This is a genomic window from Chitinophaga agrisoli, from assembly GCF_008386695.1.
Taxonomy (GTDB): domain Bacteria; phylum Bacteroidota; class Bacteroidia; order Chitinophagales; family Chitinophagaceae; genus Chitinophaga; species Chitinophaga agrisoli.
The window spans coordinates 2,139,106-2,163,836 of the sequence record NZ_VUOC01000004.1; the positions used below are offsets into that span (position 1 = coordinate 2,139,106).

A 24,731-nucleotide genomic window follows, 5' to 3' on the forward strand; every position below is an offset into this window, starting at 1 on the left:
GCCACCACGTTATCTCTCTTTTGTTTAATTTTCGGATATGCGATACTTACTGTCTAAAAGGGTTGGTTTTTGATCTATTAAAATGGATAGCAATTCATCTGCTTACCTGATTTTTTCCTGCAGTATATACGTCTATAATGATTTTATGTTTTCAACCTGTTTGGTTTTCTGTTGCCTTTCAATAGTTTCGGCCTCCGGGTCATGGTAAACATAAAAGTTAATATATACTGTCCGGGATAAACGCATCAGCGCGGGCATAAATAGTGTGAGTATTATTCCATTAACAATAAGCCAGTGATACACACTATTATCTCTCCATGTTATACCAAAGATCAACCAGTACCAGGTTAAATTAAATATGGAGAAAAGCACAGCCAATACATAACTAACATATCCTGTTCCGTACCAAAATCCGATCTCCAATTCTGTTGGCTGTCCACAAACGGGGCATTCGTCGTGCATATCAAGGACTTTCTTTAGCTGGTAGGGATTACTGGTTTTAAATAGTTTACCCTTTCTGCACCGGGGACATTTATTCTTCAAAATGCTGGTGATAAAATTTGATTTCTTCATTAGGATATTTTTATTCTAATCCTTAATTATGTTCTTAACTGATAATTTCCCTATGATGGTCAATGCAAACCGGTAGCAGTTCCACTGTCTATAGCTACATTCAAGGGCATATAAATCTTGTATGGCAAAGCCTAATTTGTCCATACATCGTTGTATGATGAATCCATTCTTTTTTCTTTCCTCCATTTTTGCAACCGCTAGTTGAATGATCTTTTCCACTTCCTTATCGTCTTTTGCTACCTCGATTTGTTCAATGATTGTATCCACGTACTCATCAATGGTCATATCCTGGTTAATTTAAATCATTTCTTTATCCATGTTTTTAACAGAAAATCTAATGAGATATCCACTAGTTGGTAGCTGGGAGGGATTTCATCTTCCAGGCTATGGAAAGTCGCCAATCTTGTTCCACTGGGTTTCGCATCCAGTTCTTTGAACAAGTAACGGGAATAATAAGTATACAAACTGGTGGAATACTCGATCTGCCGATCTATCCTGCCGTGACTATCCAGATTTTCAAAAAAAGCATTGTAGAAATAAAAGTGGTCATACTCTGCCAAGTCGATTTGTGTAAAGTTACCCTGAATGAAGTCAGCGTTATTAGTTTTAGTATACTCTTTAGCTGCCAGGGCATAGTGATGCAATTCACTTCTTTGTTCCACCCCATAGAAAAAAGCATCAGGGAAGCAATGTCCCCCAATAAGGCAAAACTTCCCAACACCACTCCCAATATCCAGGATCTTTTTACCAGGATCTTTTGCTAAAAACTGAGCGGCTTTCTTAGCCACTCCCATTGGGGTCCAATGCCGTTTTGACAGTAGTTGTATCCTTTCGGGATACAACCAGTCAAACGCAGCATCTGTCATGTACCAGGTAGGTTTAAGTAAAGCTTTGGCCATTATAGATATCAATTAGCACCTTGGGGACGAGAAATTGTTGATATTTTCATATTGCAAAGGTACCTTTGAGAGTGTCTGGTTTAACTGATACTTTTCAGTTTAAAAATTGCAAAAAATCACTTTTTATCAATTTGATCAATTATGAGCTTAGCTGGCCTGTTTCCTATTGATAAATGGAACTTCAAATCACAATCTATTTTAAACAATTTGCCGGAGGATGAATATGGCTACCTCTGCTCTAATATGTTAGAACATAGGTATAATAAAGGAGAAGTAATATTCAGGGAGGGCGCCGTTGCTTCCGGTATCTTCTTTATTAAAAAAGGGAAGGTGAAAAAGTACCAGGTTGACCGTACTGGCAGTGAGCAAATTATATATGTTGCCAATTCCGGGGAATTAATAGGATATCATGCTATATTGGCAGAGGAACGTTACCCAGACTCTGCAGCTACTTTGGAAGACTGTACCATTGCATTCATCTCCAAAGAGGATTTTTTAAGCGCTCTGGAAAAATCTACGGTTCTTCCACGCAGGTTACTTAAAACGTTAAGCCATGAATTCGCAGTATTAATAAATAGCATCTCTATTGTTACTCAGCGTTCAGTGAAGGAGAGATTGGCGATCACATTGATTGTATTACGGGAAAAATTTAAAGAAGGGATAACAGCCGGAGGGGAAATTATGATCAATGTTTCCCGAAGTGATTTGGCGAATATGGTGGGAACCGGTGAAGAGAACATAGCCAGATTTTTAACAGAGTTTAAGCTCTCAGGCATAATAAGTACCCACGGAAGGAAAATTTGCATTACTGATGTGAAAAAATTAATTGGGATATCTGGTTGTGGCACATAGGAACAACTACATGCATAATGGCCTGGTCAACCATGTTGCAAATTGTTCGCAAATTTTAAAGGATTCCAACCTTCAACCGGCTGAAACCCATTACCACCAGGTGACCCTGTAGGGACTCAAACCCTAGACCCGCTGATTAAGAGTCAGCTGTCCTGGTAAGTGAGCTACCTTTTCCTGCCGGGCGGAAAGGGGTTAAGCTAAAAATAAAGCCGGCTCAGGTTTGAGCTGGCTTTATTAATAATTTACTTCACCCGCAGCTTCTCCAGCATCCCGGCTGTTAACGGATCAGACGAAGCGCCATACCCGGTAACCAATATCCCTTTAACTCCTTTGGGTGATGAGATCGCATATACCGCTGCCTCATCCGCAGGATCAGTATTGCCTTCGTAGCGGTATACATCATCTATGGCAAAATCGTCCAGATGCAGGCGTTCGCTGTCACATACCACGTAATTGTCTTCGATGTTAAAGTCGAGGGTGTAGCCCTGTTGGCGTAAGGCATTGATGGCATTGGAGACGGTATCGTAGTGTATCTTGCTCATTTTGGATCTTTTGAAGGCTAAAAGTACAATTCTATTTAACAAAAACAGCCGCCCCTCCCGGAGCGGCTGCCTTACCATATTCCAATCCACCACTAATGCACAACCACTAACTGCTGCGTCACACTCTCACCTCCTTTATTCACCCGCAGAAAATACATCCCTGCCGGCAATTCACTCACCGGTAAACTCGCCTGTCCATTTTCAATACTGATCACCTGCCGCCCTACCGGTGTGCCATTAGCGGTAAGCACCGTCACAAAGCCCGTTCCCTTCCAGCCATTCCGGAACTTAATGACCGCTGTATTATTAGCCGGCTGCGGATATACCTGTATCAAACCAGAGAGCGCCCCTTTCTTACCGGACAGCGTTCTGTCTGTAAGCGCCGGTACGGCAGCGGCCTTCAGCGGGCTCGCCACCGTAATTGTATCGCTGATGATAATATCATCAAAATAAGTTTTAAAATTACCTGTCTCAGCGCCATGATCATAGGCGATCATGATCCGGTCAATGGTCTTTCCATTTAACCAGTTGCCGATGTTGCAGAAGATCTTATTCCAGGTATTTACCGTGCCATGCCCGGCGCCGGGATGCATAGAAGCGCCATTCTGGTCAGTGGCGCCTATATCGCGCAGCGTAGTGCCGTCTGTCATCACCAGGTCTACCGTTACATAACGGGACAGGCTATTGGTGGGGAAGGTCCAGAAGCTCAGCTTCGTGGATGCGTTCACCGGTATGTCCACATCAAAAGCCCTGAAATAATAATAAGAGCCACCGCTGGCTGCGTTATCGGTACCGCTTACACGTATGGATGAAGGGCCGGTATGACTGGTCTCGCCGCTAACAATACCGCATAAAGGAGCGGATACATTGCGGGGCACAGAGCTGGGGTCTGCGCTGTTGGTCCAGTTAAGCACGGCGTCATATCCCGTTTCTACGCTGGTACGGAACCACAGCGGCGCTACGGAATACGGGATAGTTACGTTAGTGGTAAGGGGCTGCGTACCTTTCAGCACCTGTGTGGCGCGGCCGGCCAGGCGGAGGTAAAAGTCGGACCCAATATAGGTACCGTCTGCGCTGCTGGTCAGGAAATATTGATTATTGGGCACGGCAAAATAGCTATCCGCCATCTTCATGATATTGGTACCTTCATCATATTCGTCAAACATGGCAATATAGGCCGTATTAAGCCCCAGGTTCTTGATATTATACAGCTGCCGCCAAAAGAACTCCCCCTTATTACGGGAAATTTCATTCACCGGTCCGCCGTTCCAGTTGCTCCAGGCAAAACCGGAGAAGATCACCGGCTGGTAATCAATGTTATGGGTGTTACAATAAGCCAGATCCGGCACGATCAGGTTGTTCTTAAAATTATCCGCGCCGGCAATACTGTTGAAACGGCCCACCGTCCAGGGCGAGATCATATCAAACGCATCAAATACTGCACTGTAGCCAGCATACGTATCATTAACGCCCGTACGCCAGTAAGTGGGCACGCCTCCAATTACATAATAACCTTTCGCTTTCAACCAGTTGATAATGGCCAGGCTATTGGCCGGCGCATTCGGGCGGCCGGTTAGTCCAAAGCCCCAGATACAGATCACCGGTTTGCCATCCTGGTGGGCGTAATACGGAGAGCTTACCACATTCAGATCATTTTCGATATGTGTCCAGTCGCTCTTGAAATAGGCGGTATCATCGGCGCTCATGTCGTACATGATGTAGAAGATCCGCTGGTATTTCTCCGCTGCGCGGCGCATACGTTTGGCGATGCTGTCGCGATTGGTGCGGAAAACCCCGTCGCGGGTCTCACCCAGGAAACGTTGCAGGGCCGCCCCGTCAATGCCGTTATCCTGCATCCATTTAAAATGCAGGTCTATCACGTCATAATACCAGGAGGAGAACAGTTTAGCCGGCTGACCGTTATTCAGGTTACCCAGGGAAGTTTGAAACAGCTGACCGGAGCCATATTCCGTTACATCCGGGTAGGCCTCAAAAGTGATAGCCCCGGGCGCAGGCACACCGTTATTGGATTGGTATTGCCCGGCAGACCAGTGCCGCCAGCGGGCCACCGGCGATCCGTCGCCAAAGGCATTGAACCAGGCCTGGTAGCCGCAAATGGTTTTGCCTACCACTGCCTGGGCCGCAGGGGCCACCTGTGCCAGGGCGATGCAGGAGCTGCATAAAGGAGTTGCGATGAGCAGCAATTGTAGCAGTTTTTTCATCATACACGTGGAATTTTAGTTCGCTACAAAGTAATAGGGCAACCCTTAATAAAAGGATTAATAATCCACTTAATTAGGCACTAATTTCCATTAACCGATAATGACGGGGTAAGTTTCCGGGAAATCCTCGGCATACATATGCCGGTATTCCTTCACAAACTGCTCATAGGTGTTTTTGGCGATGGCGTGCCGCCCCAGCAGCACCAGGCTCCTGCATTTGAGGCGCAGTGCCTGTTCATTCACCGCATCAAAGGAGAAGATACAGTTGGCGATCTCTATCTGCAGCGGCGCATCCTCCGGAGAGCTTAAAATAGTGCTGGCTTGCATCAATACATCCAGGGCCTGGTTAGAAATGTCTGATTTGATATCATCCAGCCAGCGGTATTCCGTCTGCTGCAGGAAAGCTCCCCGTTTTACGATAGACAGTAGCTGACGGATCTGCGCCCGGTCTAACTGAGCACGCCGCTGCACCAGGTGTTGAAAAACATCCAGGTCTATATGCGCGGCGCCTGGTTCGTACTGCAGCATCCAACGGCCAGCCTCCTTTTTAAGATTTACATTGTCCAGCTGCTCCAGGATGGTCTTGAGCTTACGCATGTTCACGGCCCGGTTGTTCTTGGCGGCTTCGCTGGATTTATCGTTCCAGAGTATTTCATTCAGGTGCTCCGGCGTAATGCCTTGTCCCTGTTTTACGGTATGGATCACAATAAGCAGGAACAGCTCTTTCAGCAACGGCGTAAATAAACGGCTGATATCATTCCCTTCCCGGTCTGTTACCGCAAAGCTGCCAAACAGCAGGATAGCCGGCATGTCCTGTTGTGTGAATAGCTCATGCTCCTTCCCTTCTGTATGGCTTGTCTCGGTTTGTATGATCTCATCCTTATTGCCAAAGGCTTGTGTTGCCTCGTTAGCATCCATTCCCGGCGGTGGTACCGTAGCCTCAGTTACCACAGATAACAATCTTTCACTTCCAGCCTCCTCCGGCCGCTGATAAAACAAATAGGGTATCAACGCCAGCAGCAGCACACCCAGCAATAACGCGCCCCAATGCGCATTACCGCCTGCCAGATACGCCGGCGTTACAATATCACCCGGCGGAAAAGCAATGCTATACACATTTACCGCCGTTGTACTGTTAGGTAACCGCAGTAAGGTCACCGCTAAAAGCTGTTTACTATCCTTACAAAAAAACAGATCCGCCGCCGCGCGGTTATCCTGAAAATCAAAGGGGATGGTATCCCCTATCGCCGTATACACCGGAGACTGCAGGGAACCTTTTATCAGTTGCAGACGGGAGTTATAACGGTCGTTAGGAAAGATCAGCGCGTAGTAATCCTGTCCCTGCAGGATCATAGAGCTTGCCAGCACAAATGGCGTAGCCGGCGCAGGAAGGGCATAGATCTTTGTAAAAGATTGTCCCTTCACATCCAGCCGCAACAGGTCGTACAGGTAATGCGGATTTACGATCTGCTCTCCGGTAGTGCTGCCATAACCGCCCAGGATATAAGCGGTATCCCCGCCAGGCGTAGCGCCTAATCCTGCCAGGTAACGCGGCGTATAAAGATCCCCTTTCGGGGATAATTGCTCCCAGGCGCTATCAGCAAAACGATAGCGCCATAGCGCACGTTTATACTGCAACTGTCCATAACCACCCAGCATATACAGCGCATTGTCTGCTGATGAATAGAATTTATTCGCATGCCAGTAAGCCGTAACAGCCGCCGTATCAAACGCAGGCCGCCAACGCCGCTGCATGGTATCAAATACAGCCGCCTTATGTTGATCTATAGAAAGGTTATACAGTGTTTGCGTACCCGGATGGAAGAAGGATTGATTTCCCAGCAACAGCACATGCCCTGTGGATGTTAATGCAGTAGCCCTAGTAACACGGGTCTTACCAGAAAAAGTATACAAAGTATCCCTGGCAATTATATACAGCAGCTCCCTGGCCTGATCAAACGCCACGCTGGCATTACCATTCATTGTAGCTGCCAGCACAGGCTGCCAGTGTGCATGCAGATCTGCCACCCAGATGGGATAAGTAGCTACCGCCGGCTGGGCCTGCAGGCTGTCCGGTATATTACCGGTGACAGGCGTTTGCAGCGGCCAGTAATAACGCAGGCGCCCGTTCACCATAACGCCAATATTCCGCAGCCGCATAGGCGGCACATCAGTCGACTTAAAATCACCATAACGGCAGGCCCCAAACATCATACGGAAACATCGATCCTGCAAAGCCAGTTTTGCCTTACCCATCAGCCGCTCGCCTACATAACAGAACAGGCTATCCCCTCTTACGCGAACACGCATACGGCTCCATCGCTCAAACAGCTGCTTTTGCTCCACACGATAGCGGATACCGGATAACCGGTCCCCGGTTATCACCTCAAAAGCACAATTCTGCTGGCTGTATACGAGGTCTATATTCTGCTGATGACGGTTCACCAGGCGGAATACATATCCAAAATAAATATTACGGTCAGGAAGAAACGAAAGATCAAAGGCCAGCTCAAATTCATCCGGCAAACAAAGCGGGCCATTAGCGGAGAGGTCCAGGGAAGTGCGCCGCTCCTGCGCCACCTCATAGGAGGAAAATACCAACCCACCGGGTTGCGCAGTAACGGCTACAGTAAAGATATTTAATAACGCGGTAATGACGGCAAAGGCTCCTTTCGACATGTTGAAGTGGGTTGACAACCACCCCTAATATTACAAAAATTTCCTGTCTTTGCTGTCAATCGCCAGGTCGTTGATGGAAGCATAACGGCGCTGCATCAACCCATTGGGATCAAACTCCCATTGTTCATTACCATAAGAGCGGAACCAGTTACCATCCTTATCATGCCATTCATATTCAAAACGAACGCTGATACGATTCTCCGTAAAGGCCCATAACTCTTTCTTCAGCTTATAATCCAGTTCCTTTTCCCATTTTTTGGTCAGGAATTCAACTACGGCCGCACGGCCATTCACAAACTGATCGCGGTTGCGCCACTCCGTATCTACGGTGTACGCCAAAGCCACGCGCTGGGGGTCACGGGTATTCCAGGCGTCTTCTGCCATCTGTACTTTCTGTAAAGCGGTTTCCCGGGTAAAAGGCGGTAATGGTGGTCTCTGTTCCATGGTAATAGTGGTGGTGCTAAAATGGTTAGATAGGCAAAAGTGGTTATGGTAGCAAAAGCGCTTAAAGTAACAAAAGCATCAATCGTAACAATAATTACTTGTGCCCTGGTGTAAAAGATTTGTTCACTGTTCTATATAAGAACAGACTGATCTGTCTGTCACACCAAAGGTACAGTAAAATACCGATACAATAGACAGATTAGTCTGTCTTTTTTATTTCCCCGCTCCCAGCAAGGCATTCACCATCTTTTTCCCATCCACCACCGGCCATTGTTTCCGGAAAAGCTGGCTCTCCACGAGCGCCGCCTCAAACAACATATACACCTGCGTACGTACCAGCGGCGTTTCTGCCGACAATATACCCGCTATATAATCGCGCAGCTCCTGTTTATGATTCTGGATGATCACCAGCGCCTCGGCATCCTTTTCCGTAGTCTCCGACAGGATATTCAGAAAAGCGCATCCCCTGAAATCCTCCTTTTCATTCATACTATGCAAAAAGTCAAACGCCGCCATCATCTTCTTCTTAGGCGTATTCACCGCCTCTACAGCTGCCCTCAGCCTGGAGAACCAGTACTCATGCCTGTAATTAAGAAAAGCGCTTAACAATGCCTCCTTAGAATCATAATGCAGGTACATGCTGGCGCGGGCCACCTCCGCCTCCGCTATCACCTGGTTAATACCCGTGGCATGATACCCCTGTTGATAGAACAACCTGGTAGCCGTTTCCAAAATCCGTTGCTTCGGATCGCTCGAAGTCTGTTTCATATCACAAAGGTAAGATATATTAATCAGGGACAGACAGGTCTGTCTTATACAGTTAAGCAATTGTTCATAACCCTGCCTGGTGCTCCCCTTGGATCCCTTCTGCTACCCGGTGCTTCCCGGTGCTTCCCAGTGTCTCCCGGTGCTACTTTGCTGTTTCCCCGCTACTCTCTGCTTCCATTCTCCCTGCTTCCCTTCTCCGTCTCTACTGCTCCCGTTTGCCTACCACCTCCGTCATGCGGACTACCTCCGTGCCAGGCAGGATTCAAAGCGGCCCTTGGCCGGCGCGGCTCCTCCAGCCAACCTCCTAAGCGACCAACCCGCGGCGGGCGCAGGCCGTCTTTGAACCTGCCCGGCAAAGAGTATCTAACTGCAACAAAAGCAAAAACAAAAGCAACTTCCCAAACGAACCACCCGCGGCGGGCGCAGGCCGTCTTTGAACCTGCCCGGCAAAGAGTATCTAACTGCAACAAAAGCAAAAACAAAAGCAACTTCCCAAACGAACCACCCGCCGCAGGCGCAAGCCGTCTTTAAACCTGCCGGCAAAGGCCACCGCCCCACCAACCTCACATCACAAAAAAAACAAAGCCGCCCCATGCTACCACGGAACGGCCTACTGACAACTACTCAAAAATTATTGAATCTTATGCACCACCAAATCATCATAATAAATATACCCCTCCGTAGAAGACATCCAATAATCCTGACTCCCACCACGGAACGTATGGAAAGTCAACGTCCGGATCAACCGCTTCGCATCATTCGTCGTCCAGCGGATCGTCTTATCCACCAACACATTACCATCGATCAGGATCTGGCAACGCCCATTCGTACTGGAACCGGTATTGCTTTTAATATACATATGCACATGATACGTCTGCCCACGGTTAATACTACCGGTAGCAGGGTACGTCAGCCCCCAGTCCTCGCCATACTGGCCACTCTGGTCCTTAAAGTAAACATACGGCTGAAAATACACCCGCCCGGCATCATTCCGGTACCACATCATACGCAAGGTACCACCGTTCCCATCCCACGCAGGATCGCCACCGGCATTACCATCGCCAATAGCAAAGCCAAACCCTACTTTACCGCCCCGGCTCCAGTCAAACTGGCTATGGAAACGGATCGTATAATCCAGCTCATACGCGCTGCCATCCTCAATATCAACATTGGATACAATCCCCCCCGCGCCAGACAATGCATTCGGCGCCAATGTAACCCGCAAGTTACCGTTAGAGATCATCCCACGGGAATTCACCCAGCCGTTAACATTGCCAAAGTCTGTGCTGGCATTAGTGCTGGTATAAGTTACGCCATGCGCATAGTTATCCCAGTTTACAGACAGATTGCTGTTCACCGCTGCGGCAGCCATTACCGCAGACGCGCTCACATTAGAAAGATTTTCATTTGCAGAAAAACCGCTGTCAACGGCTTCTTTTTTGCAGGCTACAGTAGTCAGAATACCCAGCATCGCCAACAGGCTCGCCGGTCTGAACATGGTCTTCATGTCGGGTTTCATAGATCTTGGTTTAAGTAAATGAATAAAGGTTACAGAATAGTGTAGGTCGCTACACAGTACAGGTTTTGGTTTATAAATAGATAGTTGCCAGTCATTAATGCGCTACGATGACGTGTATCAAACAGAAATATAGGTTGTGCTCACTAAACACTTGCGAATATAACGGCTCAGCCTGGAATATATTTTAGCCCGGCTAAAATATTTTTTCCCGTCCGGCATGATTTTAAGGGCAGTTCCACCATGCGTACACACAAAACCATATACGCCGCATTGGCAGCCAACCTCCTGATTGCCATCATCAAGTTCATCTCGGGCGCGGCTACCCGCAGCTCCGCTATGTTATCAGAGGGCGTGCATTCCCTGGTAGATACCGCCAACCAGCTGCTCTTGCTGTTGGGTATCCGCCGCAGCAAACGGGAGCCGGATGCTACCCGGCCCTTTGGCTATGGCAAGGAGCTGTATTTCTGGTCCTTTATTGTGTCTATCCTCATTTTTGGAGTGGGTGGCAGTATTTCCATTTACCAGGGCATTGTACACCTGCGGCACCCGCCGCCGCTGGAAGATCCTTTCTGGAACTATGTGGTGTTGGGCTTATCCCTGTTGTTCGATGGCGGCTCCTTGTTTATTGCTGCAAAGGAGTTCAACAAGGTGCGGGGCGATAGCTCCTGGTGGGCCGCCATCCGCAGGAGTAAAGACCCGGCCAGCTTTGTAGTGCTGTTCGAAGATAGCGCTGCGGTAGCCGGTCTGTTGGTGGTAGCGGTATTTGTATACCTGGGGCACCTGTTCAATAATCCTTATTTTGATGGCATCGCCTCGTTGATAGTAGGCGTGCTGCTCACCGTTGTATCCGTATTGCTGGCGCGGGAGAGCCGCAGCCTGCTAATGGGAGAAGGTATTGCAGACAGCACGCAACGCCAGATCGTCCGCCTGGTGGAGCAGGACCCTGCCGCGCAAAAAGTGCTCCATGTGTTCTCCACCTATCAGTCGCCGGAAGAAGTGATGCTGATGGTCATGCTGGCTTTTCAGCCGGGGCTGGAAACAGACGCCATCTACGATGCCATTGAGCGCATCCGCGCGGCTATTAAAAAGGCTTATCCGCTTATCCATTATATTATCATTCAGCCGGAAGAGCCGCCGGTCAAAAATTAAATTGTTTAATCGCGCTTTATGCGGTATTTTTTCCGTCTGATTTTCATGCGAAACAACCGGGCTACCTGCTATGTCTGATCTTTTCAGTGCTACATCGTCATCCATACCGTCTGCCAACCGTCATGCGCTCATCCTTTCCAGCCTGCGCAACCGGCTTTTTGATACGAGCCGGCGCAACCGGCTGCTGTATTACAGATCTGGCAGCCGTTTTGTAAACCTGACCGCCGCCAGTATGCCTATGTCGCAACCGCCGCAGCAGGCTACCATCCTCTTTAATTATAACAGTATTGACCGGCAGATCATGGGCATGCGCTCCGTATTGCTCAATGAACAGCTGTTCTTTAAAGAGCATCCTTATCTGCAACCGCAGCTTAATAATGTACGCCTGCAGGCAGAAAGCGATGAAAAGGAGTATGGCTTTAGCCAGCTGCACCTGGTGCTGACTTTCCTGCACTGGTATAATCTGAAGGAAGACAGCAGCATCCGCATACAAAGCCCGTTGTTGCTGCTACCGGTAAAGCTTAAACGCAGCAAAGCGGTGGGCGAAGACAAATTTACCCTGGAGATCCTGGACAATGTGGCAACCGTTAACCCGGTGCTGGCTAATCATCTCAAAGACCTTTACGGTATTGAGCTGCCGGATAGCGTTCCTTTTGAACAGCTGAGCATGATGGACTTTTACCAGGTTTTCAAAACCAGCCTGGAAACCGCCAGCCAGGGCCTGCAACCGGATGAACAGCAACCCGTACAACTGCTGTACGCCAATGATCCGGATGCCGCACAGGTCTACCAGGCCGCCCGTCACACCATCGATACCTATCTAAAAAGACTGGGCCGCCCAACGGAAGATGTTCCTGATCCGGCTGCCCGCATTGCATACACCTCGCCGCTTACGCCCGCTCCCCACCTGTGGGAGTTTGATACCACACAGCTGGTCCTGGGTAATTTCAATTACAAAAAAATGAGCCTGGTCAGCGATTATAACCAGGCCATTACACAGGGCGGCGCCCACCCGGTATTCAGCGCGCTGTTCAGTGATTTGCCCAAAGCGCCCGCCCCGCCTGTCGTGGCACACACGCCGGCGGACTGGTATCACGTGATCAGCGCAGATCCCGCACAAACTGCAGCTATCCTGCAAAACCGCAGCGGCGGCAGCTATATTATACAAGGCCCGCCCGGTACCGGTAAAAGTCAGACCATCACCAACCTGGTAGCCGATTTCCTTGCCCAGGGCAAAACGGTTTTATTCGTTTGTGAGAAAAGAGCCGCGCTGGATGTTGTATATCACCGCCTGCAGCAACGCAAACTGTCAGAGCTCTGCTGTTATATACACGACAGCCAGGCGGATAAAAAAGCCTTTATACAGGACCTGAAAACGGTGTATGATGATTTCCTGAAAACCAGGATAGACCTCACGCACCTCACCCTACGGCGCAAGATAGCCCTGGAGCACCTGCAACGCCAGTTACAGCTGTTACAAACGTATCACGATCAGCAGCGCGCCACCGGCGAAGACGTGGGTATTCCCACCCGCCAGCTGATTGCCACGCTGCTACAGCTGCAACACCATCTGCCCGCCGCGCCAGCCAATACCATGCCGGCCTACCACTACTGGCTCCAGTTTGGCGATACGCTGGAAGAGCTGAGCCGCGCACTGGAACGCCAGGGCGCCGCGCCACAACTGGCCCTGCATCCCTTCCGTAACCTGGGCAATGCGCTTATACAGGACCGGCAGGCCTTTACGCTCATCAATCATTTATCCGCCCATGCGCAAGGGGCTATCGATCATATTACCCGTATTATCATCAATAACCAGATACCCACCCAGTATACGGAGAAGCTCACACAGCTCATGGCGCTCGTAAAAACAGCCGCCGTATTAGGACCGCTGGCAGAGCACCGTAACCTGCACCTGGTAGATCCGGAGAATAAAGAAGCGAAACGTTTTGAAAAAGCCTACCGCCGGTACCGCCAATACCAGAAAGCTTATAAACTGGCTGGTAAGCGCAATAAACACTGGCTGCAGAAATTCAGCCCGCAGGAAGTACAACTGGCGCTGGCCATTGCTGCAAAGTATGAAGCATCCTTTCTGCGCTTTTTCAGCGGCTCCTGGCGGCGGTTAAAGAAACAGCTGTTAAAAGCCTACAACTTCCCCGCACACCAGCTGGCGCCCGCTTTCAGCACTATCCTGGAGCAGCTGCGCGATGAATACGCCGCGGCGGATAAGCTCACGCAACACCAGCATACCATGCAGGAGCGGTACCGCACGGATAACCTGGTCACCATGTACGTAGGCCTGGAAGCCCTGCGCCGGCAGCTGGGGGATGAGCGTATCCATTATCTCCTCCAGCATCCGCAGGCGCATGAAGTAGTGCAGCAGCTAAGCGGGCTTAATAATTCCCTGCATCAGCTGGAGATCCAACTACAACAATCCCTGTATGGCTACGAGCAGAAATCATTATGGCAGGTACAGGAAGAGCTCAGCGCCATCTGCGCCCAGGCCCCGCAGCTGCAAAAGCTGTTGCCTGCCCTGCAGGCCTTTGCGGCGCTGCCCTTAGAACTGCAGGATACCATCCGCCAGGTGCCCCTTACGCCGTTACAGGCACAGGCAGCCATGGCGCAGTTTAGCCTGCAGGCTATCTATGACCGCCATTCTACCTTTGCCAACACCCAGCAGGATCATCTCTTACAGGCCGTAAAACAGATCACGGAAACCTATCAGCAGCTACTGAGCCTTAACAGCGATTATATCCGCGCTACCCGCCGGCAGCAGTTCCTGCAACATTATACCGTCAGCAATACGGCCGCCGGCCAGCTAAGCCCGGAACAACGGCAGCTGAAGAAAACTTATGCAGAAGGCCGCCGCCTGCTGGAGCATGAAATGGGCAAAACCATGCGCTTCCGCAGCATCCGTGAAATGGCCTCCCTGGAGAGTAGCATCGTCCTAAAGGATATTAAGCCCGTATGGCTCATGAGCCCATTAAGCGTAAGCGATAGCCTGCCCATGGACCCGCTTTGTTTTGATGTGGTGATCTTTGACGAGGCCAGCCAGATCCCGCTGGAAGAAGGCATTCCCGCGTTGTTCCGCGCCCCGCAGACCATCATCGTAGGCGATGAGAAACAGATGCCGCCGGCACAGTTCTTTAGCAGCAGCACACCGGAAGCAGACGATGTTGCCACAGATGAAGACCTCAACCCGGATGCCGGCAGCCTGCTGGTACAGGGCGCGGCCAAACTGCCCGGCGCCATGTTACGCTGGCACTACCGCAGCCGTTATGAGGCATTGATCAGTTATTCCAATCATGCTTTCTATGGGGCCGATCTGCTTACCATACCGGATAAAACCCTGCCACCGCCGCAACAGCCATTGCTCACCATACAAACACCGGAAGAGGGGGAACAGTATGCACAACAGGTATTACAGCACAGCATCAGCTACCACTACCTGCCCAACGGCGTATATGAGAACAGGAGCAACCTGCCGGAAGCGCGTTATATTGCTTATATTGTAAAGTCATTATTATTACAACCGGTAAAGGAGAGTATTGGTATTGTAGCCTTCAGCCAGGAGCAGCAACAGGCCATCGTCAACGCCATTAACGCACTGGCCGCTACAGACCGGGCCTTTGACGCCGCGCTGGACAATGCCTATAACCGCGAAGAAGAAGGACAATACACCGGCTTATTCATCAAGAACCTGGAGAATGTACAAGGCGATGAAAGGGACATTATCCTCATCAGTATCTGTTACGGACATGACCGCCACCAACATATGCGCATGCATTTTGGCCCTGTAAACCGCCGTGGCGGAGAAAAAAGACTGAACGTGATCTTTAGCCGCGCTAAAAAACACATGGCCATCATCAGCAGCATCCGTCACCAGCACATCACGAACGAACATAACGACGGCGCGCGTTATTTTAAACGCTTCTTGCAATATGCGGAGGCGGTAAGCACCGGCCATATGGAACAGGCCCGCCAGGTACTGGATAGCCTGCTGCCGCCCGGTAAGGTCATCAGCACAGATGCAGACGTATCCTCCCTCACTACCCGCCAGGTAAAAGCCGCGCTGGAAGCAGCCGGTTATATTGTAGATGAAGCCGTAGGACAAAGCAGTTTCCGCTGCTCCCTGGCCGTAAAAAAACAGGCTACCGACACGCATTACAGCCTTGGTATCCTGCTGGACGATGCGGCCCACTACCAGAACAATAACCTGGTAGAGCAATATTATCAGCGCCCCGCCATGCTGCAGGCCTTTGGCTGGAAACTGGCGCATGTATACGCCAAAGATTGGCTGGATGACCGCACCTATGTGCTGCACCAGCTATTGGATCACCTTAAATAAGCAATCATGGAACTGATCTATGTTTTATTAGCCCTGATCGTATTACTGCTGATAGTAGTGCTGGTGTTTGCCTATAAAGCAGCCGGCAATACTGCACAATCGCAGTTAAACTATAAAATAGAAACACTGTCAAACGCTATCCAGCGCGTAGAGGCATCCGTAAAGAACGAGATTGCCACTAACCGCCTGGAGACTAACAACAGCACGCAATCCACCCGCACAGAGCTGCAAAGCTCCCTGCACCTGTTTGGGGAGCAACTGTCCAACGCCATGAAAACCACCAGCGGTTTTCAAAAGTCACAACTGGAAACCTTCAGCAACAACCTTAGCATGCTTACCCGCTCCATGGAGGAAAAGCAGCACCTGCTGATGTTATCCATAGAAGAGAAACTGCGCCTGCTTACCCGCGCCATGGAAGAGAAACAGCATCTCCTCACCACCTCCCTGGAAAAAAAGATCAGCGACCTGCAATCCGGCAATGAAAAAAAGCTGGATGAGATGCGCGCCACGGTGGATGAGAAACTGCAGCAAACGCTGGAAACCCGCCTCAGCGAATCTTTCCGCCTGGTGAGCGAGCGCCTCGAAGCCGTACATAAAGGCCTGGGCGATATGCAGCAGCTGGCCACCGGCGTAGGCGATCTTAAACGGGTGCTCAGCAACGTAAAAACACGCGGTATCTTAGGCGAGTACCAGCTGGAGAACATGCTGGAACAACTGCTTACGCCAGACCAATACGCCAAGAACGTAAAGACAAAAGCCGGTTCTAACGCCCTGGTGGAGTTTGCCGTAAAACTGCCTGGCAAAGAAGATAAACAGCCTTTATGGCTGCCTATCGACTCCAAGTTCCCCAAAGAAGATTTTGAATTATTACTCGAAGCCTACGATAAAGCCTTACCGGAGCTGATAGAAGAATGCCGTAAAAACTTTGTCCGCGGTATTAAGAAATGCGCCGTAGATATCTTCAGCAAATACATTGATCCGCCCAACACTACGGACTTTGCCATCCTGTTCCTGCCCTTCGAAAGCCTTTATGCAGAAGTGATCCGCACACCCGGTCTCTTTGAGACCATACAACGGGAATCCCGTATCATCATCACCGGCCCCACTACCCTATCCGCTTTGCTGAATAGTTTACAGATGGGTTTCCGCACCCTGGCCATAGAAAAACGGTCCAGCGAAGTATGGGAATTATTAGGCGCCGTAAAAACAGAGTTCGGGAACTTTGGCGCCATCCTCGAAAAAACACAGAAGAAACTACAGGAGGCGAGTAATGTTATAGATGACGCCAGCCGCCGTTCACGCGTTATTGAGAAGAAATTGAAAAACGTGCAGGAATTACCGCGGGAGCAGGTGAATATGTTACTGGGGAATGGAACGCCACTGGAGGATGAACAGCCGTAAGCACTACCGCTTCACCACATACCGTTTCATTACCGGCGGTTTCCGCGCTTTTCGCCACACCGCAAACAGTGCTATCGCTATCAGCGGCAAAAAGATCATCAGCACTTTCTTAGTGCCCAAGATCCCCAGCATCAGCACAATACCGGCCGCAGAATGGTAGCCTGTTGCACCGCCGCCCACCACCTCATATTCCGCGCCTTCCTCTATGCCGCTGGCAATATACATGCTCCAGATAAATAGCCCAATTACTACCCCTAAAGCAATAAGCGGTTTTTTGGCAGCGCGGAATATGCTGTACTTTTCTTCAATAGCCTCACCCGGCAACAACGTTTTAAAGAAGGCAAAGATCTCTTCTCTTTTTTCCGTATCGCTGATGGTAAGCTGTTCTTCCGAACCGGAGTTCAGGATCACCATCAATTGCGCTTTACCCTCCTGCAGCTGGAACTCCCGGATATAAGACAATGGTATACCAAATATGTCCTTTGCTGGTAGCATATTCATTTTAAATGACTGCACTGCATCATCCTCAGCACCGTCCCTGGGATTACATTTGTAGATAGTATAGTTGGTAAACGCAATGATCTTATCGTCCCCTTTCTGATCATTGATCCATAGTTTAGCGTGCATGTTCATAGCTGTAGGTACGGGATTATATGTTATTATACCTGCTGCGAATACCTTTCCAGCAGCTCTTTCTCTTTAGGCGTAAGACTTGCCATCCCCTTTTTATGGATCTTCTCCAGGATCATATCCACCTGCTTTTGCTGATTACTCCTTTCCATATTATACCGGTGATCAATATCCATATAAGGCTGATGCTGGCGGAAGAAATAATTATCAATCAGCAAAAAATGCGGCCGCGTTACGATCATGTAAATAAAGAATATACCCGGTAACAGGATAGCCACTATCGTCACATAGTTCCTGGCTGGTAGCACCGGGTGTAATATCACTGCCACGATCAACCCTATCATTGCCCCGCCCAGATGCGCCTCATGCCCTATATTATGCCGCTTTGATCTGATGCTATAGATGGAATACAACACATACCCTACCCCATACAGCCAGCCAGGGATAAAAACCGGCAGGAAGAAAAAGCCTACGCCCATGTCCGGGAACAATGCAATAGACGCAAATATCACCCCGCTGATAGCGCCGGATGCCCCTACAGAGCTATAATCCCCATGATTCCGGTGAATGAATAACGAAAGCAGATCGCCGCCCACCAGGCTGGCAAAATAAATGATCAGGTATCGTGCGCTGCCAAGGTACATTTCTATAGCCCCGCTAAACAGGCATAAGGACATCATGTTAAAAATGAGGTGCATCCAGCTCACATGCAGAAAACCGCTGCTCACCAGCCGTATATATTCCCGGTTGATAAGGATCCTGTCTACCTGGAAATTGTATTTGTCATAAAAGGCAGTGCTTTTAAATCCCTTGTAAGAAATAATAACATTTGCCAGTACCAGTATGATACTAATAAAGCCCGTTTGTCCCATAGGTAAGTTAACAAAGGTGCAATATGAAGATAAAATTCAATATATACAAATATGTGCGTTTATAGTTGATCCTTAACGCTTTGCAACAGCTGCTATCGCAACGGCTATAAGAATACCAGTTTCCATCCAACGCTGCAAACAGGTTACCCCTGCACCGCGGGCGGGGGCTATCCTATAAAGAGATCGCCGCACGGTTAAAAGTATCGGTGAGTATGGTGGAAAAATATATTACCCGCTTATATTGTTACTTGCCGCCGCACATGGCTTAACTTACTATTAAGGTGCGTTGACTATTGGGTTTTAATGAAAAAACGCCTTTCGTTTATTTCGTTTGTTTCGTTTATTTTGATTAACTTCATAATATAAAAGCAGCGAAATGGAAACGATATTGGAAAAAACCACCAAGCGTGATCAAAAGATTGCCAGGGCAGTAAATCCCCAGGTAGCGGCCGTCTCTACTCAGATTGCAAAAGCCGGCAATAATGAAGTACTTATACAAATTGAAGGCTACAAGGGCAAATTAGAAGTACCCAAATCCGCCATGATCATTTTTCTTAAGATCCTTAACAGAATGGCGGAAGGAGATTCGTTTGCACTTTTTCTTTCAGATGATAATGCAGATCTCAGTACACAGCAAGGCGCAGACCTGCTGGGCGTATCACGCCCACATATTGTTAGCCTCCTGGAACAAGGAGAGATACCTTTTCACAAAGTAGGCACACACCGCAGAATACATCTGAAAGATTTGATCGCCTATAATAAAAAGATTAAAAAGAACAGAGCCGATAAGCTGGATTTCCTCGCAGATCAGGCACAGGAACTTAATCTCGGATACTAATGGATGTAAAGTTTGTTGCCCTGTTGGATGCAAATGTATTGTGCCCCGCCACCCTACGTGATTTGCTCCTACGTTTGGCAGAGGTTGGCTTGTTCACGCCAAAATGGTCTCATGAAATCCATAATGAATGGATACGTAATCTCTTATCCAACCGGCTGGATCTAACCACCTAGTATTCACTTGTTCAACTGCCTGCTAATTCCTCCCCATTTATCCCCCCTTTTGGTTTTAACATTTTCTTACCGTACGTTTGCATCCGCAATTGGTTCCCGGTGTAACACCCGGGATTAAAAGGGAATCCGGTACAAAGCCGGAGCTATCCCCGTAGCTGTGATCCTGCTTCCCGCCTCCGGCGGGAACGTTTTTCCGGAATTACTGCATGCCACTGTGCGCCCACTGGCGCAACGGGAAGGCTGCCGGAAAAGCAGGAGAGCCAGAAGACCTGCCAGATGTGATCTATCATTCAGCGCTTTCGGGTGAAAGGCCAAGAATGTAAGCCCGCCGGCTTCATATTCTTTTTTAGTTGTAAAGATTTACCCATCAGCGTGTGAGGACTATACCGGTCCGTAGCCTGTTTGCTTGTTTACATACCTGCAAACTGCCGCTACAGACCTGGCCTTTTATTTCCCTGTTTCCAGCGGAACAGGATTTGGCATGTCCCTGCATTACCAACAAACAACTATATATGAAAAAACAACTATTGCCCCTCTTGTTATTACTGGCAGCAGTACCCATGTTATTTACTGCCTGTCAGAAAGAAGACGCCCTGTTACCCCTGCAGCAACAGGATGCTGCATCCCTGGCCCGTGTAAATGCCACGCCAAACGCTTTGCTGGCCGGCAACTATGCAGATGGTTTCTTTGTTGCCAACGAAGGCTGGTTTGGCCATGGCACCGGCGACGTACATTTCTATTCCTATGCCGGGGATAGCCTTAGCCTGAATGTGTATCACAAAGAGAATCCTACGGGCACCTTAGGTACCGCTACCAGCACCCTGCAGTACGCCACCATCTTCAATGGTAAAATGTACATCGTAATTAAGGTAGGCGGCCCAATGGTAGTGGTAGACGCCAATACTATGGTAGAAACCGGCCGCATAAGCAGCCTGCCCGCTAATGACGGTCATGCTTTTGTAGGCATAGACGCCTCCCATGGCTTCTTAAGCGCTAAAGATGGCGTATACCCGGTAACACTTTCACCCCTCTCTATTGGCACTAAGATCTCTGGCATCTCCGGTTATACCGGCGATATGATCAAGGCCGGCAGCTATGTATTTGCACTGTCCCAGACAGATGGCGTAGTGGCCATTAACACCAGCAATAATACAGTAGCTCAGAAGTTTGGTATTGCCAACCTGGCCTTTGCTGCCGGTAAGGATGGTAATGTGTATTACACTACTTCTGATTCCCTTATCCGTATCAATCCGGTTACCCTTGCCCGTACCCGTATAGTGAAGCTGCCTTTCACCACACCTTCTCCCTGGGGCGCATGGCGTCATGCGGCTATCGCTTCCTCTACCGTGGATAGCGCTATCTACATTGTACGTAACAACAATTTTGCCGGCGGTACACAGTTATACCGTTATATCTTCAACACGCCCTCATCCATTACCACGCCTTTTATTACGCTGCCTAATGGCCAGTTCTTTTACGGCGCAGGCGTTGGGTATAATAAGGATAAGAATGAGCTGGCGCTGACAACCATCAATGGCTCCATTACCGGTGATGTGAACAGGATCCTGATCTATAACGCCAGCACCGCGGTATTAAAGAAAACGCTGACCTACAACGGTTGGTATTTCCCGGCTATGCCTGTATTCCACTAAGCGCAAACATGTATAAGATACGGTCCAATAAAAAGGGGACGATCCCATGTCTCCTTTGCGGCGTCTGTCTGTTGACAGCAGGCGCCGCTTTTTCACAGATCCATGATACCACTACCCTGCGGGAAGTAAGGGTAGATGCGAAGCGCATCACTACCGGTATTATTCCGTCAGCATCTATGCAGGTACTCTCCGGTCCGCAGTTGCAGCGGCTTAACAGCCTGTCTGTGGCAGATGCTATGCGTTATTTCTCCGGTGTGCAGCTAAAGGATTATGGCGGCATTGGCGGCCTTAAGACCATCAACGTACGCAGCATGGGCACTAACCATACCGCGGTAACTTATGATGGCCTGGTATTAGGTAATGCGCAGAACGGCCAGGTAGACCTGGGCAAGTTCTCGCTGGATAATATTGCGGAAATAGCGCTCTTTAACGGTCAGCCGGCTACCATCCTGCAACCGGCCAGGGGCTTTGCCTCCGGCAATGTATTGGCCCTGCAGTCCCGTACGCCCCATTTTACCGGCGATGAGAAATGGCATGGCAAAGCCAGCATCAAAACCGGCTCATCCGGCCTGGTTAACCCCTCTCTGTTCTGGCAACAGAAGATCAGTGAACATATCTACAGCACCATTAGTACAGAATGGATCAATGCAAACGGCCGTTACAAGTTCCGGTACACAAATGGCGTGTATGATACCACCGCCATGCGGCAGAACGGCAACGTAAACGCCTACCGCGTTGAAGCCGGCTTGAATGGTTTACTGGCGGATAGCAGCGCCTGGTCTGTAAAGTATTACCGCTATCAATCCGCACGGGGGTTACCCGGCGCTATTGTAGCCAACCACTTCGAATACGGCCAGCACCTGGAAGACAGGGATCAGTTCATCCAGGCTTCCTTCCGCAAGGATGCCGGGGGACGGTATCACCTGCTGGCAAACGCCAAATACTCGGACCTGTACAGCCGTTACATTGATCCGGAATACCCGAACGAGGAACACCTGCTGGACAATTTCTATCACCAGCACGAGTGGTACCTCTCACTCACCAATGCTTACCAGCTTACATCCTGGTGGGAGGCCTCGCTGGCTACAGACTTTATCGTCAACACTATGCACGCTAACCTGTACCACTTCCCCTACCCTACCCGCTATACTACGCTGCTGGCTTTGGCCAGCCGTGCGCGTATACAACGGCTAGAGCTGCAGGGCCATCTGCTGGCCACTATCGTAAATGAAAAGGTGGCTGCCTACGAAGCCGCCGGCCCAAAACGGGAATACACGCCCACCATCTCCGCCGCCTGGCAGCCCTTTGCCAATCGTGGTTTGTGGCTGCGGGCTTTTTATAAGAACATCTTCCGCCTGCCTACCTTCAATGATCTTTACTATACCTTCATCGGCAACAACAACCTGCGGCCGGAATATGTACAACAGTACGATGCCGGCTTTACCTTTCAGCAGGCCCTGCGCGGCAGGTGGCAGTATATTTCATTACAGGCAGACGGCTACTATAATAACGTAAGGGACAAGATCGTGGCCGTGCCATCAGATAACCTCTTTGGCTGGAGCATGACCAACCTGGGCAAGGTGCGTATCAAAGGGGCAGATGTGGCCCTGCGTACCGCCTGGCAACCCTTACAATCCTTACTCCTGAATGTTGGGCTCAACTATACCTACCAGCAGGCGCAGGATGTTACCTCCGGCAAAGGAGGTTTCAATTACGGGCAACAGATCCCGTATACGCCCTGGCATAGCGGGTCTTTTACCATGGGGGCCGACTGGCATTCCCTGGCCTTTAACTATAGCTTTATCTATACCGGCGAACGTTACAGCCAGAAAAGGAATATCCCGGTCAACTATGTGCAGCCCTGGTATACCAGCGATCTTTCTGCCTCCTGGACAGTACAACGCAGATCATACACGCATAAGCTGGCCCTGGAAGTAAATAATCTCTTAAACCAATATTATGATGTGGTGCTCAACTTCCCTATGCCGGGACGTAATTACCGCATCACCTACAGCATTAGCCGCTGATAAAACAATTATATGTACGGGAATCTTTTTAATAGGTTGTCTGTGATCACACTGGGTTTTGCCCTGCTGATAGCGGGCTGCCGCAAAGATATACAGCCGCCGCAGGTAGATCTTACACAGATCGAAGGGTATACCCGCGGCAAAGTGGACGCGCCCACTGTAAGAGGCCTGTATGTGCTTAATGAAGGAAACATGAACCAGAATAAATCCTCCCTGGACTACCTGGACCTTAACACCGGCCTGTTCACCCGCAATATATTCGAAGCCTATAACCCGGAGATCACCAAAGGCCTGGGCGATGTGGGCAACGATATCCAGATCTACGGCGGTAAAATGTATATCGTGGTCAACAACTCCAATAAAGTGGAAGTAGTAGACCCTGCCACCGCCATCCGTATCAAAGAGCTGGATGTATGGCAATGCCGCTATGTGGTCTTCTACAAGGATCATGCTTACATCACCTCCAACGGCAACTACATATCCGTTATTGACACCGCCACACTCACAGAGACTGCCCGCATCCCTACCGGCCGTAACCCGGAGCAGATGGCCATTGCAGGCAACAAACTGTACGTGGCCAACTCAGGCGGCTACAGCCCGCCTAACTATGAGCGCACCGTATCCGTTATCAACCTGGATACCCGGCAGGAGCTCAAACGCATTGATGTGGCTATCAACCTGGACCGCCTGGCCTTAGACCCTTACGGCGATCTGTATGTGACCTCCCGCGGCGATTACTACACCGTGCCTTCACGCATGTTCGTAATAGACACACATGCAGATACCGTCAAAAAACGCTTTGATTTTGCCGCCAGTAATATCGTCATCCATAAGGACATTGCCTATATCTATGCGGTAGCCTGGAGTTACATCACCCATTCCAATACCATCTCCTATGCTATGATAGACGTAAAGGCGGATACGCTGCTGCATACCTCCTTCATCACAGACGGCACAGAGAAACAGATCGTGATCCCTTACGGCATCCTGGTAGACCCGGATACGGAAGATATATATGTCACAGACGCGCTGGATTACCTCTCACCCGGCATCCTGTATTGTTTTGACAAAAGCGGTAAAAAGAAATGGTCCGTAGAAACGGGGGACATACCCGGTCATTTTGTATTTCTTAAAAATCATCAATAA

20 protein-coding genes and 1 riboswitch are annotated in these 24,731 nt (G+C 49.5%); of the genes, 9 read left to right on the forward strand and 11 right to left on the reverse strand.

Translation table 11 applies throughout. The features are described 5' to 3' along the window. Positions 1–132: 132 nt before the first annotated feature. Genes F0L74_RS27625 through F0L74_RS27635 form a run of 3 tightly spaced genes read right to left on the reverse strand, consistent with a single transcriptional unit; the run spans position 133 to position 1,472 of the window. Entirely contained in the window at positions 133–573 is a 441-nt protein-coding gene (locus F0L74_RS27625) for a DUF983 domain-containing protein (RefSeq protein ID WP_246197828.1), read from the reverse strand. Between the two features lie 15 nt (positions 574–588). Then, positions 589–858 (reverse strand): hypothetical protein, encoded by a 270-nt coding sequence (locus F0L74_RS27630; RefSeq protein ID WP_149841133.1) that lies wholly within the window; start codon positions 856–858, stop codon positions 589–591. Between the two features lie 17 nt (positions 859–875). Then, positions 876–1,472 carry a class I SAM-dependent methyltransferase gene (locus tag F0L74_RS27635; RefSeq protein WP_149841134.1) on the reverse strand — a complete coding sequence of 199 codons (597 nt, stop codon included), beginning with the start codon at positions 1,470–1,472 and terminating at the stop codon, positions 876–878. 141 nt (positions 1,473–1,613) lie between these two features. On the opposite strand from F0L74_RS27635, the gene F0L74_RS27640 reads away from it, so the two are divergent. Then, positions 1,614–2,324, forward strand: a complete 711-nt coding sequence (locus tag F0L74_RS27640) for a Crp/Fnr family transcriptional regulator (RefSeq protein ID WP_149841135.1) — start codon at positions 1,614–1,616, stop codon at positions 2,322–2,324. A gap of 242 nt (positions 2,325–2,566) precedes the next feature. Here F0L74_RS27640 and F0L74_RS27645 read toward each other — a convergent pair whose 3' ends face one another. The 6 genes from F0L74_RS27645 to F0L74_RS27670 all read right to left on the reverse strand — a co-directional run bounded on the left by F0L74_RS27645 (position 2,567) and on the right by F0L74_RS27670 (position 10,498). After that, on the reverse strand, positions 2,567–2,866 hold the full coding sequence (locus tag F0L74_RS27645; RefSeq protein WP_149841136.1) for a hypothetical protein: 300 nt from the start codon (positions 2,864–2,866) through the stop codon (positions 2,567–2,569). Between the two features lie 92 nt (positions 2,867–2,958). Beyond that, positions 2,959–5,091: a T9SS type A sorting domain-containing protein gene (locus tag F0L74_RS27650; protein ID WP_246197829.1), complete on the reverse strand. Its 2,133-nt coding sequence runs from the start codon at positions 5,089–5,091 to the stop codon at positions 2,959–2,961. 87 nt (positions 5,092–5,178) lie between these two features. Further along, entirely contained in the window at positions 5,179–7,767 is a 2,589-nt protein-coding gene (locus F0L74_RS27655) for a hypothetical protein (protein ID WP_149841137.1), read from the reverse strand. Between the two features lie 30 nt (positions 7,768–7,797). Further along, positions 7,798–8,211 (reverse strand): nuclear transport factor 2 family protein, encoded by a 414-nt coding sequence (locus F0L74_RS27660; RefSeq protein WP_149841138.1) that lies wholly within the window; start codon positions 8,209–8,211, stop codon positions 7,798–7,800. Positions 8,212–8,424: 213 nt separating this feature from the next. Next, entirely contained in the window at positions 8,425–8,979 is a 555-nt protein-coding gene (locus tag F0L74_RS27665; protein WP_149841139.1) for a TetR/AcrR family transcriptional regulator, read from the reverse strand. Positions 8,980–9,610: 631 nt separating this feature from the next. Continuing rightward, positions 9,611–10,498, reverse strand: a complete 888-nt coding sequence (locus F0L74_RS27670; protein ID WP_149841140.1) for a polysaccharide lyase — start codon at positions 10,496–10,498, stop codon at positions 9,611–9,613. Positions 10,499–10,738: 240 nt separating this feature from the next. On the opposite strand from F0L74_RS27670, the gene F0L74_RS27675 reads away from it, so the two are divergent. From F0L74_RS27675 to F0L74_RS27685, 3 genes are all read left to right on the forward strand, one after another. Further along, the gene (locus F0L74_RS27675) at positions 10,739–11,647 is read left to right on the forward strand and encodes a cation diffusion facilitator family transporter (protein ID WP_149841141.1); all 909 of its coding nucleotides are present in this window, start codon (positions 10,739–10,741) and stop codon (positions 11,645–11,647) included. A 70-nt stretch (positions 11,648–11,717) separates the two neighbouring features. Further along, positions 11,718–15,992 (forward strand): AAA domain-containing protein, encoded by a 4,275-nt coding sequence (locus F0L74_RS27680; protein WP_149841142.1) that lies wholly within the window; start codon positions 11,718–11,720, stop codon positions 15,990–15,992. A 6-nt stretch (positions 15,993–15,998) separates the two neighbouring features. Continuing rightward, positions 15,999–17,393: a DNA recombination protein RmuC gene (locus tag F0L74_RS27685; protein WP_149841143.1), complete on the forward strand. Its 1,395-nt coding sequence runs from the start codon at positions 15,999–16,001 to the stop codon at positions 17,391–17,393. A 3-nt stretch (positions 17,394–17,396) separates the two neighbouring features. On the opposite strand, the gene F0L74_RS27690 is transcribed toward F0L74_RS27685, so the two are convergent. Both F0L74_RS27690 and F0L74_RS27695 read right to left on the reverse strand, forming a co-directional pair. Beyond that, positions 17,397–18,026: a hypothetical protein gene (locus F0L74_RS27690; protein WP_149841144.1), complete on the reverse strand. Its 630-nt coding sequence runs from the start codon at positions 18,024–18,026 to the stop codon at positions 17,397–17,399. Positions 18,027–18,052: 26 nt separating this feature from the next. Further along, positions 18,053–18,895, reverse strand: coding sequence for a rhomboid family intramembrane serine protease (locus F0L74_RS27695; protein WP_149841145.1), 843 nt, complete (start codon positions 18,893–18,895; stop codon positions 18,053–18,055). Between the two features lie 149 nt (positions 18,896–19,044). Between F0L74_RS27695 and F0L74_RS34180 the strand changes: the two genes are divergently transcribed. The 5 genes from F0L74_RS34180 to F0L74_RS27720 all read left to right on the forward strand — a co-directional run bounded on the left by F0L74_RS34180 (position 19,045) and on the right by F0L74_RS27720 (position 24,731). Next, positions 19,045–19,164 carry a sigma factor-like helix-turn-helix DNA-binding protein gene (locus F0L74_RS34180; protein ID WP_149842144.1) on the forward strand — a complete coding sequence of 40 codons (120 nt, stop codon included), beginning with the start codon at positions 19,045–19,047 and terminating at the stop codon, positions 19,162–19,164. Positions 19,165–19,271: 107 nt separating this feature from the next. Further along, complete coding sequence (locus F0L74_RS27705) at positions 19,272–19,733, forward strand: helix-turn-helix domain-containing protein (RefSeq protein ID WP_149841146.1); 462 nt, start codon at positions 19,272–19,274, stop codon at positions 19,731–19,733. Between the two features lie 246 nt (positions 19,734–19,979). Next, positions 19,980–20,197, forward strand: a riboswitch (cobalamin riboswitch). A 221-nt stretch (positions 20,198–20,418) separates the two neighbouring features. Next, positions 20,419–21,558 (forward strand): DUF5074 domain-containing protein, encoded by a 1,140-nt coding sequence (locus F0L74_RS27710; RefSeq protein ID WP_149841147.1) that lies wholly within the window; start codon positions 20,419–20,421, stop codon positions 21,556–21,558. 8 nt (positions 21,559–21,566) lie between these two features. Beyond that, a complete protein-coding gene (locus tag F0L74_RS27715) occupies positions 21,567–23,585 on the forward strand; it encodes a TonB-dependent receptor plug domain-containing protein (RefSeq protein WP_149841148.1) in 2,019 nt (672 codons plus the stop codon). Between the two features lie 12 nt (positions 23,586–23,597). Further along, positions 23,598–24,731 (forward strand): YncE family protein, encoded by a 1,134-nt coding sequence (locus tag F0L74_RS27720; RefSeq protein WP_149841149.1) that lies wholly within the window; start codon positions 23,598–23,600, stop codon positions 24,729–24,731.